The organism is Streptococcus mitis, assembly GCF_002860865.1.
Classification (GTDB): domain Bacteria; phylum Bacillota; class Bacilli; order Lactobacillales; family Streptococcaceae; genus Streptococcus; species Streptococcus mitis_AT.
Map to the genome: position 1 here is coordinate 162,739 of NZ_PKIE01000002.1, position 16,259 is coordinate 178,997.

Annotated in this window: 14 protein-coding genes and 1 pseudogene; 2 read left to right on the top strand and 13 right to left on the bottom strand. The window is 40.2% G+C overall.

Going from position 1 to position 16,259, the window contains the following annotated elements; genetic code table 11:
- Nucleotides 1-41: 41 nt before the first annotated feature.
- The 13 genes from CYK18_RS05145 to CYK18_RS05205 all read right to left on the bottom strand — a co-directional run bounded on the left by CYK18_RS05145 (nt 42) and on the right by CYK18_RS05205 (nt 13,372).
- The gene (locus CYK18_RS05145; protein ID WP_060805186.1) at nt 42-545 is read right to left on the bottom strand and encodes a phosphatase PAP2 family protein; all 504 of its coding nucleotides are present in this window, start codon (nt 543-545) and stop codon (nt 42-44) included.
- A 95-nt stretch (nt 546-640) separates the two neighbouring features.
- Nucleotides 641-2,401, bottom strand: coding sequence for an ABC transporter ATP-binding protein (locus CYK18_RS05150; RefSeq protein ID WP_101785473.1), 1,761 nt, complete (start codon nt 2,399-2,401; stop codon nt 641-643).
- On the bottom strand, nt 2,391-4,160 hold the full coding sequence (locus CYK18_RS05155) for an ABC transporter ATP-binding protein (protein WP_101785475.1): 1,770 nt from the start codon (nt 4,158-4,160) through the stop codon (nt 2,391-2,393). The genes CYK18_RS05150 and CYK18_RS05155 overlap by 11 nt, the downstream gene beginning before the upstream one ends.
- A complete protein-coding gene (locus CYK18_RS05160) occupies nt 4,135-4,605 on the bottom strand; it encodes a MarR family winged helix-turn-helix transcriptional regulator (protein ID WP_101785477.1) in 471 nt (156 codons plus the stop codon). Before CYK18_RS05160 ends, CYK18_RS05155 begins: the two co-directional genes overlap by 26 nt.
- A gap of 176 nt (nt 4,606-4,781) precedes the next feature.
- Nucleotides 4,782-5,498, bottom strand: coding sequence for a YebC/PmpR family DNA-binding transcriptional regulator (locus CYK18_RS05165; protein ID WP_049524687.1), 717 nt, complete (start codon nt 5,496-5,498; stop codon nt 4,782-4,784).
- Nucleotides 5,499-5,594: 96 nt separating this feature from the next.
- On the bottom strand, nt 5,595-6,965 hold the full coding sequence (locus CYK18_RS05170) for an MATE family efflux transporter (RefSeq protein ID WP_101785479.1): 1,371 nt from the start codon (nt 6,963-6,965) through the stop codon (nt 5,595-5,597).
- 114 nt (nt 6,966-7,079) lie between these two features.
- A complete protein-coding gene (gene recA / locus CYK18_RS05175) occupies nt 7,080-8,234 on the bottom strand; it encodes a recombinase RecA (protein WP_101781714.1) in 1,155 nt (384 codons plus the stop codon).
- Nucleotides 8,235-8,288: 54 nt separating this feature from the next.
- Nucleotides 8,289-9,545 (bottom strand): competence/damage-inducible protein A, encoded by a 1,257-nt coding sequence (locus CYK18_RS05180; protein ID WP_101785481.1) that lies wholly within the window; start codon nt 9,543-9,545, stop codon nt 8,289-8,291.
- A gap of 86 nt (nt 9,546-9,631) precedes the next feature.
- On the bottom strand, nt 9,632-10,648 hold the full coding sequence (gene lytR, locus CYK18_RS05185) for a glycopolymer--peptidoglycan transferase LytR (protein ID WP_101785483.1): 1,017 nt from the start codon (nt 10,646-10,648) through the stop codon (nt 9,632-9,634).
- Between the two features lie 7 nt (nt 10,649-10,655).
- Nucleotides 10,656-11,174, bottom strand: coding sequence for a GNAT family N-acetyltransferase (locus CYK18_RS05190; RefSeq protein WP_101781719.1), 519 nt, complete (start codon nt 11,172-11,174; stop codon nt 10,656-10,658).
- The gene (gene tsaE / locus CYK18_RS05195; RefSeq protein ID WP_101781721.1) at nt 11,164-11,607 is read right to left on the bottom strand and encodes a tRNA (adenosine(37)-N6)-threonylcarbamoyltransferase complex ATPase subunit type 1 TsaE; all 444 of its coding nucleotides are present in this window, start codon (nt 11,605-11,607) and stop codon (nt 11,164-11,166) included. Before tsaE ends, CYK18_RS05190 begins: the two co-directional genes overlap by 11 nt.
- 84 nt (nt 11,608-11,691) lie before the next feature.
- Nucleotides 11,692-12,312 carry a hypothetical protein gene (locus tag CYK18_RS05200; RefSeq protein WP_101781724.1) on the bottom strand — a complete coding sequence of 207 codons (621 nt, stop codon included), beginning with the start codon at nt 12,310-12,312 and terminating at the stop codon, nt 11,692-11,694.
- A gap of 196 nt (nt 12,313-12,508) precedes the next feature.
- On the bottom strand, nt 12,509-13,372 hold the full coding sequence (locus tag CYK18_RS05205; protein WP_101781726.1) for a helix-turn-helix domain-containing protein: 864 nt from the start codon (nt 13,370-13,372) through the stop codon (nt 12,509-12,511).
- Nucleotides 13,373-13,562: 190 nt separating this feature from the next.
- On the opposite strand from CYK18_RS05205, the gene CYK18_RS11075 reads away from it, so the two are divergent.
- Both CYK18_RS11075 and CYK18_RS05225 read left to right on the top strand, forming a co-directional pair.
- Nucleotides 13,563-13,733, top strand: a complete 171-nt coding sequence (locus CYK18_RS11075) for a PhrA family quorum-sensing system peptide (RefSeq protein ID WP_101785485.1) — start codon at nt 13,563-13,565, stop codon at nt 13,731-13,733.
- Nucleotides 13,734-14,243: 510 nt separating this feature from the next.
- Nucleotides 14,244-16,259: pseudogene (locus CYK18_RS05225) on the top strand (bacteriocin-associated integral membrane family protein).

The following is a 16,259-nucleotide window of genomic DNA, read 5'->3' on the forward strand; positions in this document are numbered from 1 at the left end:
TTAGGCACGTAAGTGGTTGTAAGACCATCTTAACTTACAGGTCAAAATAGAAAGAAAATCACACCCCACACAAGTCCGCAAGCATAACCAACTACTACATCCTTTGGAAAATGCACTCCACCTAAGACTCTCACTAGCCCCAAGAAGGCTGATAAGGTCAAACAAATCATCCCCATAGTTAGACTAGCATGCAAGCAAGCCATGGAGATAATGGTTGCTGAAAAGACATGACGACTGGGCATAGACTGACCAGGACTATCTCTGTCTAGTAGCGGGACAATTTCCCAAACTTCATAAGGCCTAGGGGCATTGATTTTCTTACGAAGAAAGGACAAAATCACAAAACCTGACGCAGGGATAAACACATAGATCAAGACCTGTTTCCCAAGTCCTTCTTGGAGATAGGTAGTTGCTAACAAGGTCAGATAAACTATAGGCATAACTACCGTCATGAACCGATTGAAAGCTCTTAACAAGCTCAGAAGAAAGGGCTTATTTTTAGCAATAGCAGCAATGTGGTCATACCATTCTTGATAATTTTTCATATATTTTCTCATCACTTATTCAAATTTTGCTTATAGGGAAGCACTTGTCTTCTAGTATAGTGCAGAAAAAGAAGGCCGTCAAGCCTTCTTTCGATTTATTCTTCTGCTTCGTCTTCTGTAAATTGACTGTTGTAGAGGTCAGCGTAGAAACCAGCTTGCGCCATTAGCTCCTCATGATTGCCTTGCTCGATGATATTGCCATCTTTCATGACGAGGATAAGATCAGCATTTCGGATAGTAGACAAGCGGTGGGCGATGACAAAGGAAGTTCTGCCCTCCATCAAACGATCCATAGCTTTCTGAATCAATTCCTCTGTACGGGTATCAACAGAAGAAGTCGCTTCATCTAGGATTAGGAGTGGCGCATCTTTGAGCAGAGCACGAGCAATAGTCAAGAGTTGTTTTTGTCCGACAGACAAGGTCACTGTATCATCCAAGACGGTATCGTAACCATCTGGTAGGGTCATAATAAAGTGGTGAATCCCTACAGCCTTACTAGCTTCGATCACGCGCTCATCACTAATACCCTCTTGGTTATAGATGAGATTGTAGCGAATGGTCCCTTCAAAGAGCCAAGTATCCTGCAAGACCATTGAAAAGACATCGTGTACTTCCGAACGCTTCATCTCTTTGGTATCTACACCATCGATACGGATACTTCCCTTATCAATCTCATAGAACTTCATCAAAAGATTGACAATAGTTGTCTTACCAGCTCCGGTCGGGCCGACAATGGCAACCTTTTGACCTGCATGAGCAATCGCAGAAAAGTCATGGATGATAGTTCGCTCTGGTGTGTAACCAAAGGAAACTCGATCAAAGACCACTTGACCTTTCATATCGATCAGTTGTCTTTCTTTATGGGATTCGTCTTCCATTTCCTCTTCAGCTAGGAATTCGAAGACACGTCCCATGGCTGCACTAGCCTGCTGAAGACTAGTAATCCCTTGGGCAATTTGTGAAAGAGGCTGAGAAAAGATACGAACGTAGGCCATAAAGGCAACGATAATCCCGATACTGATGTGCCCATTTAAGGCCAAGGCTGCACCAACGATAATCACCAAGGCATAGCTAAAGTTCCCAATAAACATCATAATCGGCATCATAATCCCTGAAATAAACTGAGATTTCCAGATACTATCATACAGACGATTGTTTAATATCGCAAACTCTTCTTTCGTGCTCTCGATAGCATTGTAACTAGTCACCACATTATGACCAGAGTACATTTCCTCCACATAGCCATTAACAGCTGCCAAATCTTGTTGCTGACTCTTAAAAAAGCCCTGTGATTTGCCCATAAAGACGGATACAAATGCAAATCCAATAAGGGTTGAAACAACCGTCACCAAGGCTAAAATCCAGTTCATCCCAAACATGGTTACCAAGACTGCCACGACCAGTAAAGTGGATGAAAGAACTGTTCCCAGACTTTGATTAAGGGACTGGGCTGCAGTGTCAACGTCATTGGTTACACGAGACAAGGTATCTCCTTGAGAATGTCCATCAAAATATCTCAATGGTAGGTGATTAATTTTCTCTGCAATGGCTGTTCTCAAACGCTCTGAAAAACGTTGAATGGCTGTTGTAAACAGAAATGCCTGTAAATAATTTGATAGAAGTCCGATCACATAAATCACGGCCAAAAAACCACCAATAGCTGCAACCGCCGCGATATCCACACTTGTTTCTAGACCACTGGCAATAATATTAGTCATTTCCTTGATGCGGGTTGGACCATATACAGTAATGATATTGGATACGATTGTTGCTAGAAAGGCTATCAGAAGGGCAAACTGGAGACCTGCAAGATAGGGTTTACTCTGTTTCCAAAGAGACATTTTCTTATTTTCCATGTTCCAATTCCTCCTTCGATAGTTGTGAATAGGCAATTTCTTGGTAAACTTCGTTATTAGCTAGAAGTTCCTTGTGGGTGCCTTGCCCCACGACTTTACCTTGATCCAAGACCAAAATCAAATCTGCATCCATAATCGTTGAGATACGCTGTGCGACAATGAGCTTGGTCATAGACTTAGTTTTTTCAGCTAACTCTTGGCGTAGAACTCGGTCTGTCTTATAGTCCAAGGCTGAGAAGGAGTCATCAAAGATGAGGATTTCTGGCTTCCGAGCCAAGGCACGCGCAATGGCCAGACGCTGTCTTTGACCACCTGAGAAGTTGGTTCCTCCTTGGGCCACTTCTGACGCTAAACCCGCTTCCTTGTCTTCGATAAAGTTCTTAGACTGGGCCAATTCCAAAGCTTGCCACATAGCCTGCTCACTAAGCGGTGTTTCTTGACTTTGTCCAAAGTCTAGATTACCCTTGACATCACCTGAAAAGAGAACCGCTTTCTGAGGAATATAGCCAACCTTGTTGCGCAAATCTTCCAAGTCATAGTTTTGAACATTGACACCGTCCACCAGAATTTCTCCTGCTGATACATCGTAGAATCGTGGAATCAGATTGACCAGAGTTGATTTACCAGAACCTGTCGACCCAATAAAGGCCACTGTTTGACCCGCTTCTGCTCTAAAGCTAACATTCTCAATAACCGCCTCCGAATTTGCCGCATAGCGGAAGATTACATCCTTAAATTCGACCTGACCTTTGAGCTTTTCATCAGCCAGCTGCACTTGAGCAGGGTTTTGGATAGAAGAATACAAATCTAAAACTTGATTAATCCGCTTAGCAGAGACCATAGTTCGGGGAAGAACGATGAAGAGTGCTCCCATGAGAAGGAAGCCCATGACAACCTGCATGGCATAAGACATGAAAACAATCATGTCACTAAAGAGAGGCAGACGCGCTATCGGAGCAGCGTCGTTAATCACATAGGCCCCAATCCAGTATATCGCCACACTCAAACCACTTGAAATCCCCATCATGATAGGGTTCAAAATAGCCATAAGACGGTTGACAAATAAATTCAAGCGTGTCAATTCATCATTTGCTGATGCAAATTTTTCATTTTGGTAATCCTCTGCATTGTAGGCGCGAACGACACGAATACCTGTTAAACTCTCACGAGTGATACTGTTCAGTTTATCTGTCAGCCCCTGAATCAAGGACTGTTTTGGAAAGGCTAGCGTCATCAAAACTGTCGTCATCAGGACGTTGACAATCACTGCCACAAGTACGGCCCAGAGCCAGTATTCTGAATGACCTAAAATCTTCCCGATAGCCCAGATAGCCATAATTGGACCACGCGTAACCACTTGCAAACCCATGGTAATCAACATTTGAACTTGAGTAATGTCATTGGTAGTACGCGTCAAGAGACTGGGAATAGAGAATTTCTTAATCTCTGTCTGCGAGTAATCCAAAACTCGGTTAAAAATATCACTTCTCAGCCTACTAGTATATGAAGCAGCCACTCTGGACGAAAAAAATCCAACTGCAACTGCGGACAAGAAGGCAAGAAAGGACATTCCCACCATCATACCTGCTGGCTGCCATAACTCATCCAAGTTGGTTCCCTGAGTTCCTAGCAAATCCGTGATTTTAGAGATATAGGTCGGCACTTCCAACTCTAGATAAACCGAAAAGCAGGTAAAGAGAATGGCTAGTAAAATCATCCCCCATTCTTTTCTACTAATTCGTTTGGCTAATTTCTTCATTCTCTCCTCCTATTCTCTTGATATTTTCCTGTAGTTGAGCAAGGACTTTCTCAAAAATCAGTAATTCATCTTCATCAATGCCTTCCATCAACTGCTTGTCTATTCGTTCAAAAAAGGCCTTAACCTCTTGCATCTGAGAACGTGCTTTGTCCGTCAAACGAACAAATTTTGCCCGCTTATCGCTAGGACTCGCCTCCAATTCCACCAAACCATTTTGCACCATACGCTTGACCAAATTACTAGCAACAGACTTGGTAATATTGAGTTCCTGCTCTATATCTTTAATCAAGACCAAGTCTTGGTTTTTCTCACGATTATCCAAAAAACGAACAACCTGACCTTGAGGCCCACCCATAAATTCAATACCACAACGTTTGGCTTCCTTTTGCACCATCAGGTGAATCTGATGACCAAAACGCTTAAAGACTAACATCGGTTTATCCATACTAACTCCTTTCTAACCATCACATTTAGTTCTCCTAGGAACTAAATAAGTTTCCATGAGAACCATTTTATCACTTTGAAAAGAGATGTCAAGAAAAAGTTTCCTAGAGAACTATTTTCTTGATTCAAAAAATCCCAAGTGAGCTTATCACTTAGGATCATGTTCTCTAGGTTAAATTAGAACCCGTCTACGTTTGTATAGATTTTTTGTACGTCTTCGTCGTCTTCAAGAACGCTGTAAAGTTTTTCAAAGGTTTCAAGGTCATCCCCTGACAATTCTACTTCTGACTGAGGAATCATTTCCAATTCTGTCACTTGGAATTCTTCGACACCTGACTCACGAAGGGCAACAATAGCCTTGTGAAGGTCTGTTGGAGCTGTGTAAACAGTGATTGTTCCTTCTTCTGCTTCTACATCATCCACATCAACATCTGCTTCAAGCAATTGCTCAAAGACTGCATCGGCATCTTCACCTGCAAATACGATAACTCCCTTGTTGTCAAAGAGGTATGAAACTGAACCTGAAGCACCCATGTTTCCGCCGTTTTTACCAAAGGCTGCACGGACATTGGCCGCTGTACGGTTGACATTTGAAGTCAAAGTATCAACGATTAGCATAGAACCATTTGGTCCAAAACCTTCGTAACGTCCTTCTGTAAAGGTTTCATCTGTGTTTCCTTTTGCTTTATCAATCGCTTTATCGATAACGTGTTTTGGCACTTGGGCTTGTTTAGCACGGTCGATAACGAATTTCAAAGCAGTATTTGATTCTGGGTCTGGATCACCTTTCTTAGCTGCTACATAGATTTCTACACCAAATTTTGCATATACTTTAGAGTTAGCTCCATCTTTAGCCGTTTTCTTGGCTACGATATTGGCCCATTTACGTCCCATTAGGAATCTCCTTTTTTCACATTTTAATCTTTCTTATTATAACACAAGTTTTTTCGATTTTCACTAGAGGAAATGGATTTTATTCAGCAAATCCAACTAGGATGACACTTTTGTTGCCAAGATGACCTTGCCTTCTTTTATCAGGGGGTGACGAAACAGTGAGAAATACAGTTGAATGGTCATGGCAACCCAGATTAAGGGTTCGCAAAGGATAACTCCCTTATAACCTGCCCAAGGTATAATCAAAACCACAAAAGCGATTTTCCCGATTAGTTCGATAAAGCTAGAAACCAGAGGAAAGACTTTTTGCCCCAAGCCCTGCAAGCAATTGCGATAAATCAACAAGAGGCTCAAAATGGGATAAAAAGCTGAGCTGATTTGCAGATAGAGACTGCCATTTTCTATCAAGTAACCATCTGTCGAACTAGCCAAGAAGGAAACCAATGCTGGACTGGCAAAAAAGAGGAAGATACAAACAAAAACTGCCCAGGATATACTTAAACCACTGCCGATTCGAAGACCTTGAACAATGCGGTCTGGTCGTTTAGCTCCTAGATTCTGAGAAGCAAAGGTCGTCATCGAGGCAGAAATAGCGGTCATAGGAAGAAGGGCAAAGGCCATAATGCGTCGAGCTGCCGTCTGGGCACTAATAATCACTGCACCAAAGGTATTAACAGAAGACTGTAAAATCACACTGCCGATAGATACAATCGAACTCATCAAGCCCATAGCCAAACCTTGCTCCAAGAGATCCGCGTACAAGACCTTGTCCCATTTGAAATGCTTGAGTTGGGGCAAAAGTTCTGGCACACTCTTACGGATATAATAAAAACAGAGAACCGCTGATAAGCCTTGCGAAATGATGGTAGCAAGTCCCGCGGATTGAACTCCCAGATGCAGTTGCGTAATAAAATAGAGATCCAGAACCACATTGACAAGAGCAGAAAAAATCAAAAAACCAAGGGCTGCTAGACTGTCCCCAATGGACCGCAACAAGCCTGCAAAAAGATTATAGGCAAAGCTGACACCGACACAGGTCACAATCATAGAAATATATTGATAGGACTGGGGAAGGATTTCTGCAGGTGTATCCAAGTACTGTAAAAGAGGATATAAACCAAGAAAACCCAGTAGCATCACTACAGCACTCAAAAGAGCACCTAAAATCCAGGTGGCTGCTACTGCTTCCTTGATTTTAGTGAAATTCCGAGCTCCATAATAGCGGGCAATGACAATTCCCATGCCATTGCCAACACCAAGAGTAAAACCTACAATCAGGTCAAAAATCGCTGTCGTCGCTCCTACTGCAGCCAAGGATTCTTGACCAAGAAATCGTCCAACAATCAAGACATCAGCAGTGTTATAGAGTTGTTGAAAGATATTAGACAGCAAGATTGGGAAGGCGAAGCTTAAGAGCGAGGGAAGAATCGGACCATGTATCAGGTCCACTGTTCGTTTTTTATTCATAAGGCTATTATATCAGCTTTCTAGAGGAGCGACAAGAAACAGCAAACTATGCGTGAGCTGAGAACCAGAGCAAAGCAACGAAAAAGCAGTGGATTTCTCCACTACTTTGACAGCTTATTCTTCAATTTCGATTTCAAGCTCATCGCCTAGGTCAAGAGTTACTTCTTCATTCACAGAGTCTGCTTGGACCGCCTCATCTTTTTTAGTTTCAGCAACTTCTTCTCCATCAATCAAACCAAATTGAACACGGACTTGATGGTCAATCTCATCAAAGACTTCTGGGTTATCTGCCAAGTATTTCTTAGCATTTTCAGAACCTTGCCCGATTTTCTCATCCTTGTAAGAGTACCAAGCTCCTGCTTTTTTGATGATGTCCAAATCGCTTGCGATTTTCAAGAGTTCACCAGTCTTAGAAATCCCTTCTCCGTACATGATTTCAACGAAGGCTTCCTTAAATGGTGGAGCTACCTTGTTTTTCACGACCTTGATCTTGGTTTCTTTACCGACATTGGTATCTTTTTGGTCACCAGTTCCCTTGATCTGTGTGCTTCCACGAACATCCAAACGGACTGATGCGTAGAATTTCAGAGCACGTCCACCAGGAGTTGTTTCTGGATTTCCAAACATGACCCCAACTTTTTCACGTAATTGGTTGATAAAGATGGCAATTGTTTTGGTTTTATTGATAGAAGCACCAAGTTTACGCATGGCCTGGCTCATCATACGAGCCTGCAAACCAACGTGGCTATCTCCGATATCTCCATCAATTTCCGCACGTGGTACAAGGGCCGCAACTGAGTCGACTACGACAAGATCTACAGCACCTGAGTCAATCAATTTTCCTGCAATCTCAAGACCTTGCTCTCCTGAGTCTGGTTGAGACAAGAGCAATTCGTCAATGTTGACACCAAGGGCCGCAGCATAAGCTGGATCAAGGGCATGTTCTGCATCGATAAAGGCAGCAATACCACCTTCTTTTTGTGCTTGCGCAACTGCATGAAGGGCAACCGTTGTCTTACCAGATGACTCTGGTCCGTAGATTTCGATGATACGTCCCTTAGGATAACCACCTGAACCAAGGGCAATGTCAAGAGCCAAGGAACCGGAGCTCATCACTTGAACCTTTTGCTCTGCACGTTCACCTAAACGCATGATTGAACCCTTACCAAAGTCTTTCTCAATCAATTTAAGAGCGTCATTCAAGGCTTTTTCACGTTCAGCCCCGAATTTTTTTGAAATTTCATCTAATTTTTTTGGTTTTTTCGCCATTCTATTCTCCTACATTCTAATGGTCCTTAGACCTATCTACTATTATATCAAAAGTTAGTCACTTAATAAAGCCTTGCGAACTAGGTTAAAGGCATGCATAACCGCAATATGACGTACATCTGCTCGACTTCTACCTCCGATATTGACCTTGATGACCTCAGTTCCTTGCTTTTGAGCCAAGCCTATGAAGACTGTCCCAGCTGGATGCCCTTCTAGGCTGTCTGGTCCTGCAACTCCAGTCAAACTAATGCCAAAATCAGACTGGGTCTTGATTCGTGCCTGCTCAGCCATCTTCTGAGCGGTAAATTCAGACACTACACCATGTTCTTCCAAATCCTTAGCAGGAATATCCAACATCTTTGATTTTTCCTCCAAGCTATAGGTCACAAAACCACCCTTAAATATACTGGAAACACCCGAAAAATCCGCCACGGTAGCTTGGAAAAGACCTGCCGTCAAACTCTCTGCAGCCGTGATGGTTTTTCCTTGCCTTTTCAGTTCTTCTACCACAATGCTGGCTAAACTAGTTTCTTCCCCATAACCATAACAAAGCTCTCGTAAAGAAAGTCCTTCAAAAGTCTGGTGGTCCAAGATTTGATTTTCCAAGATATCCAGCACTTGATTCGCCTCTTCTTGACTGCTAGCCTTTATTGACAGACGTAGAGTTACCTCCCCTGTCTTTGCATAAGGTGCCAAGGTAGGATTGGTTTGATTATCAATCAAATCAGCCAAAATCGTCACCAACTGACTTTCGCCAATTCCAAAGAAACGAAGAATTCGGGAATACAGCTTGCTCCCTGTCATCAACTTGGGTAAAAGTTGGTTTAAAACCATGGGTTTTAATTCACTTGGTGGACCCGGAAGGACGACGTAGGTCACTCCATTGACTTCCAAAATGCCTCCCACAGCCAGTCCTGTTTCGTTGGGCAGCGGAGTCGCTCCTTCTACAAGTTGAGCTTGTCTTTCGTTATTCGGTGTTCGGGCATAGTCCGGTCTCTGTGCAAAAAATACATCCAATTTCGCCTGCGCCTGAGGATCAAAAACTAATTCTTTCCCTAAAAATTTAGCCAGAGTTTGTTTGGTCAAATCGTCCTCAGTTGGCCCCAAACCACCTGTCAAAATCACCAGACTGCTACGTTGACTAGCAATCTCAAGCAGGGATAAGAGACGGGCTTCGTTGTCTCCTACAGCCGTCTGAAAATATACATCTACCCCAATCTCTGCTAATTTTTCCGATAAAAACTGGGCATTAGTGTTGACAATCTGTCCTGTCAAAATCTCTGTTCCAACAGCAATGATTTCTGCTTTCATGTTTCCTCCTACCTATCTATTCGTATTTTTTTGAAAAAATCGCAGGAAATTTCCCACGATTGATTTTTTTATTTATAGTAAGAAAGTTAATTGTCTTCGTCACCAACAGGTGTTCGTCCAAATAAATCTTCAAATAAGACAACATTTGTTTCAAGCTGAGTAACTTCTTCTTGTCCCAAAGAACGTCTCAAAAGATTCTGCATTTCCAACATGTGGTTTCTTGTAACAATTTGATAAGAAACGCCTTGTAGCATCTCCCCTTCACCCTTCAACTGTTGTGTTTCAATGGTGTTAAATGAATCTTTGTAGCCCAATAAGCTTGGAATACTTTTTGCAGATAAATCGATATTAGTCTGCATATTAGTACTTAGGGCTTTTAAGATAGACTGATAGTGACTGACACTATTTAAACTAAGAACTTTTTCAATAACTTTTTGAATGACTTCACGCTGACGCTTCTGACGTCCGTAGTCTCCTTCTGGGTCTTGATAACGCATGCGTGAATAAACAAGTGCTTCTTCTCCATTTATTGTCTGCTCTCCAACACCGATAGAAATGGTGTTAAATTCTTCTTGGTCACTGATAGAGATTGGGAAACCTAGTGTATTATTAACCGTAATACCTCCCACTGCATCGACCAATTGTTGCAAGCCTTGCATGTTGACCATAATGTAGCGATCAATATGAAGGTTCATCATCTTTTGAATTGTTTCTATCGCAAGTTCTGCACCACCACCAGCATAGGCAGCGTTTAGCTTCGCTTCTTCAATACTACCATCTTTATGTTGAATTTTAGTCAGGATATCACGTTCCAAACTCATCATCGTCGTTTTCTTTGTGTGAGGATTGACAGTCAGCAAAATCATACTGTCACTATTTCCAGCCCATTGATCTGTACGCTCTACATTCCCAGTATCAACCCCCATTAACAGAATGGTCAAAGGCTCTGTTGCTTCAATAACCTTGGTTTCTTCCCCTATTTTTTTATAGGTCTTTGATAAGGTTTGTGTGCCTTGCTGATAAATAGTATAAGCAAAAACACCGACACCCAAAACTGTCACAGCTAGAAAAGCTAATACCATTCCAATAATTTTTTTAACCATATTTCTACTAATCTATCAGTTTACCCATCAAGTAAACATCGATAAATTTCCCTTCTTCTATATATGCTCCACGCTCTTGGCGACCTTCAATTACAAAGCCATGCTTTTGATAAAGATGGACTGCTGCTTGATTACGAGTTTGGACAGTCAGCTGGAGACGACGCAGAATGCCACTTGCTTGTGCCCACTCTATCGCTTCTTCTAACAACAAACTTCCCAATCCATTATTCCAATATCTTTTTCCAATCACAATGAAGAGATCTCCAATATGACGGACTCTCTTACGCTGGTCAGCTGTAATATTTACAATACCAGCAATTTTATCATTTAAGAATGCAAGTAAGGTTATCTGATTGTCCGAACTAGCTTGCTTGTTGAGAAATATTTCCATCTCCTCACTGGTCAAGAGAATACCATCTCTGTCTAGGCTGGTAAAATCTGTCTCCAAACTTACACGATTTAAAAAGGCCACTAATTCAGCTGCATCTTTAGGCTCTGCTTCCCTAATGAGCAATTCATACTCCATGTTGAAGCTCCTCTAAAAGCTTTTCTGCACGCAAACCCTTTGCTTGGAAATGTAATCTGCGACCGTCTTCTTCTTTTAGAATTTCCAACTCTAAATAAGTATCTGGCAAGGCATCTCCTAAGAGATTTCCCCACTCGATAACAGTCACCCCGCCACCAAAGAGAAATTCATCTAAATCAATAGAATCAGCATCCCCTTCAATACGATAAACATCTAGGTGATAAAGTGGCAGTCTGCCTTCATACTCTCTTACGATAGTATAGGTTGGACTTTTAATCATTTGAGAAATCTGTAAACCTTTAGCAAGTCCTTTAGTAAAGGTCGTTTTACCTGCACCCAGTTCTCCAGTTAAGATTAAAACATCATTCTTTTCTAATAAATGGCCCAAACACTCCCCTAAGGCTTGCAGCTCTTCTTCATTTTTTGTGTACATACTCTTATTATACCAAAAACTTTTCTTTTGTGTCTATTTTCCTGCTAAACTTACCATCATAACATCCATAAAAACAAGCTTTCTCTAAAAGAAAATGAGCATAGCAATGACCAATACAAGATCTCGGAAAATATGACCATAAAAGGAAACTTCCTTCTTGACCGAATTTGGGACAAGATAGGCTGCAAAAAACAAACCCAGTCCAATATAAATCAAAAGAGAGACAATGGTCATTGGATTTCTTAAGAAGAGAAGTGTTGCTAAAATAGTCACCAAAACTGTCTTTTTTCTGTCTAGCAGGACAAGAAAATCGCGCATGTATTTTTTCAAGGGTAAAAAAATCAGCAAATCTAGCCCAAATAGAAAGAAAAAGGATGGCAATAAAAAGTCGACTAATTCTTGCTGCAACGTATTTTTGATGAACAAGTTGTCTGACAAAACAAGAACAGCTCCTAACAAATTAATTAAGAGTAACATACTGTAAAAAAGCTTCACCGACTTCTTACTGGCTAGGACACTATGGACTTCTTGCTTACGGGTATAAAGATAATTTACTCCAGCACAGATTCCTGAAACGAAGACCATACTTCCGATGAAAAAACCTGTACTTTGTTTAAAGGACAAGATGCACTCTTTCCATAGGAAACAGCTACTCAAACTGATTTGAATTAAGGCTAACAAAAATAAGATTCTCATTGATTTCATCTTTTCTCTCCCTTCCTACCAATCATTATACTAGGAGAAAAAGAATAACTGTTTCTAATCTTCTCAAATGTCTCTTTTAGACGCTAAACAAACACCAGAGGCTAATACTCAATAAAAATAAGGCTGATAGTATTAATTTCACTATCAGCCTTACAGGTTATTTAACGTTTCAGAAAAACTATAATGTCAAGATTAACTAAACAGTATCTAATTCCTTCAAATAATTTTCTATCTTCATCAACATTAAAGGATTGTTATAAATCTTACATAACTCTCTTGCTTCTATATAATAATTTTTGACTTGTTCTTTGTCTAGAAATTTGGCTCCAGCATTTCCTACAAGAATAAGTAGGGGAGCCAGTTGGTAGCTTGTCTGTCTTTGTTTACAGAGTTCAATCGTCTCAAGAGCTTCTTGGATGGCTTCGTTATATTTTTCCTTTGATACTAGGTAGTGAGCGTAGTTGTAACGAACTCTGATGTAGCCAAATAAAAACTCTTGATGCTCAAAATTTTTTGTCTGATATAACTCCATTAAATGAAAGTAGTTTGCCTCATATTCTTGTTCACGACCCACTAAGGAATAGAAATTAGATAGAGTATTCAATGCCTTTAAATAAATCAGAGTATTTGAGGAGACTTTTAATAATATATTTTCCAATGAAGAAATAGCCTCACACTTACTGTCATATTGATAGAAGTCAATAATAGCTTTAATCCATTCAAGGTAAGTTCGGTCTTCTAGTGTTAGAAAAGTACTTCGTTCAATCTCTATTCTATAAATATATTCCAAATCGTCATAATTTCTGTCATCTAATAGTCGAGCAGATAATTGCTTGAAATTAGAGAGGTTAGATTTAATTTCAATTTGTTCATTAAAAAAATAATCTAATGGCACTTCAAGTCGTTGAGAGAGTTTGAATAACAAGTCTGCGGAGGGAATAAAATGACCTCTTTCAATTTTACTAATCTGGCTTTGTTCACAAATTCCTTCTGCAAGAGTTTGTTGGGAGAGTCTCAACTCTTTTCTTTTCAATCTGAATTTCTCTGCGAGTGTATTCATTAAAGATAATAAACCTTCCTATTTGCTTAATTTCATTATAAAGTTTTTAGTTCAAAATAGCAAGTTAAAGGAATAAATAATTCCTTATGGTAATAAACTGTAAAAAAAGTCAAAAATTACATAAAAATGCTTGGCTAAATAAAATATATCTGTTAAAATAATGATAATGAAAAAGAAAAGGGTTTCACGAATGAAGAAAAATTGTGGAATTCAAAAATTAGCTATATTTGCATTACTAGGTGTTTTTATGTTTAGTAATACAATTCCTTACCAACAGTTTATTCAGAAGAATAAACAATTGGAGATTCGAGTCCAATCACAAAAGAAGTCCAATGGTTTTGATGTTGGGAAGGCTGATTGATTTCGTATTACTTTAAAATTCAACTATTTAGAGAAAGGTATTCTGATGAGAGCTTGTAACAATACCAGATAGATATAAGAATGGAGATGTTTGATAAAATGCTTTCATAGCTAACCAACTGTTGAAAATTATGAGTTACAAAATCTAAAGTATTTAAGATTGGTTTATAAAATTAGGTCTCTGTCTGTAGAAAGGAACGTGCAGTTAGAAAGGAGGAAAAAATAGGATACTATAATTCAGACTGAGATTTCTAATTAAAATATGTAGTTGCATCATCCCTTGCCGTTTTGGCATTTAGTTTGGCTCTTCCTGTTTTGGTAGCTTCTCACCGTGGTGGCGAGTGGACCTATGGAGGCTATCATGATCCAAATAATTGGGGAGCAAATTACATTTGATGCGGGATGGTAAAGAATAATTGAAGAAGATTCTTTTATCAATAGTTTAGTAAGCTTGTTAGTTTATAGAGGGCATGGGTATTTCTGTCCTCTATTTTAGAATAAGGAATGCACTATGAAAAAATTATTTATACTCATATCCAACCTGCTTGCTAGTTTGTTCTTTGTTTGGGTATTTACCATTTGGACTGATACATATGTCTCCAATTATTACCCCAACGTTGTTGTACGTGATTCTTCCCCTGAAACAACTTTTCAGCATGTTGCTACACGCTTGGAAAAACTAGCAGAAGAAACGGATAGCTTTATTGCGATTCAACACCAGGATCTTAACTCAGAAGGTACTCCAGTGTTTTCTTATACGACCTTTGGGAACGGAAAGTTGCCTGATGGGCTACAGGAAAAAAATCTAGAAGATGCTCAAAGTAGTAGTGTTGAAACAAACTATTTTGTATTCGATGGAAACCTTGATATTCACTTGCTAAGGGAGGAGCTAAGTCAACTTGGCTTGACTAACATGCACCTGATAATTCCATCTAAACTATCTACGTTAATGGCTATCTTTAGTAACGGATTTCAGTTAATCAGTTTATTGATTTTCATCTTAACCTTTTGAGCACTGACTTTAATTAGTCAAATTAGCCAATTACGGTCGTCGGGCGTTCGCCTCATTTCAGGAGAGAAACGGTGGTCCATTTTCCTTAGACCAGTTGGTGAGGATTTGAAAGGGATAGCTGTTGGTTTCAGTTTAGCTGGCGTGCTCGCCATTCTTATGCAAAAAATTCTGTCGCTTCCAACGCAATCCCTAATGACCATAGGAGAAGGCTTGCTCAGTTATAATCTCATCTTGTTGTCGATCTCCCTGTTTTTCGCTCAACTCTTCGCAGTTGGGATAAAAAAGATACACCTGATGCAGATTATAAAAGGGCAAGTGCCTGTCAGAGGAATCATTAGTTTGATTTTAATCGGTCAACTATTAGCGATTATTATTGTAACGCTGGGAATAGGGAGTAGCTTAAAGTATTCCCAAGCCTGGCAACAGCATCGGATTGGACAAGAGGCTTGGAGCCAGGAAAGGCAACTGATTACCCTATCATTCAGCCGTGAAGGAGCGGGTCCTGGTTTTGATGAACAAGCTCAAAGGAAACTCAGAACTTGGTATCAATTGATGGATTTGGCTGTTTCAGAAAAAAAGGCTTTCTTATCTAGACACCAGTTAATTGACCGTTCTTTGCAAAATGGCATGGCTTCCTCCAAAAACTTGACAACCTCTACAGAATGGCACGATTACAGCCCGAATGGCAATGTCCTTATCGTCACACCGCAATACTTGGAGCGTCAAAACATTCCTGTAGATACAACTATTGAGCAAAAGATGAATCACCTTGATGTAGGGGAGTTTGTCTTATTGCTGCCTGAACACCTCCGTTCAGAGGAAGAACATTATAAATCTGTTTTTGAAGACGACTTAACCAGTCGCATGTCTAGTCGAAATGAACGACAGCAAATGACTGCTACGGTAGGTTATTTGGAATCAGGTCAGGATCGTTTTGTGTATAATACGACCCCTATTTCTTACCAGCAGTTTTTGAAAGATCCAATCATCATTGTTATAACACCCCAATCAACTGGTCCACAGTCCGTTTTGTTTTGGGTAGACGCAGTACAAAACTACGTTCTCTTTAATCAATTGTCTGATGCCCAGGAGCTTATCCAGAGACAAGGCATTGAAAATTGGGTCTCAGAAATGCAAACAGGTTACCACAACTACATCACATTATTGGATAATATCCAGAGGGAACGTTGGGTAATGCTAGCAGGAGCTGTGCTTGGGATTGCAACTTCAATCTTGTTGTTTAACACTATGAATAGGCTCTACTTTGAAGAATTTAGACGTGCCATTTTTATCAAACGCATTGCAGGTCTCAGGTTCTTAGAAATCCATCGCACTTATCTCTTTGCTCAACTGGGTGTGTTTTTACTGGGATTTGTTGCGAGTGTATTTCTTATGGTAGAGATAGTAGTTGCTTTCTTAGTCTCGTTACTCTTTACTGGTCTATCTCTTTTACAGTTACATGTCCAAATGCGGAAAGAAAACAAGATGTCCATGCTTGTTTTGAAGGGAGGTTAA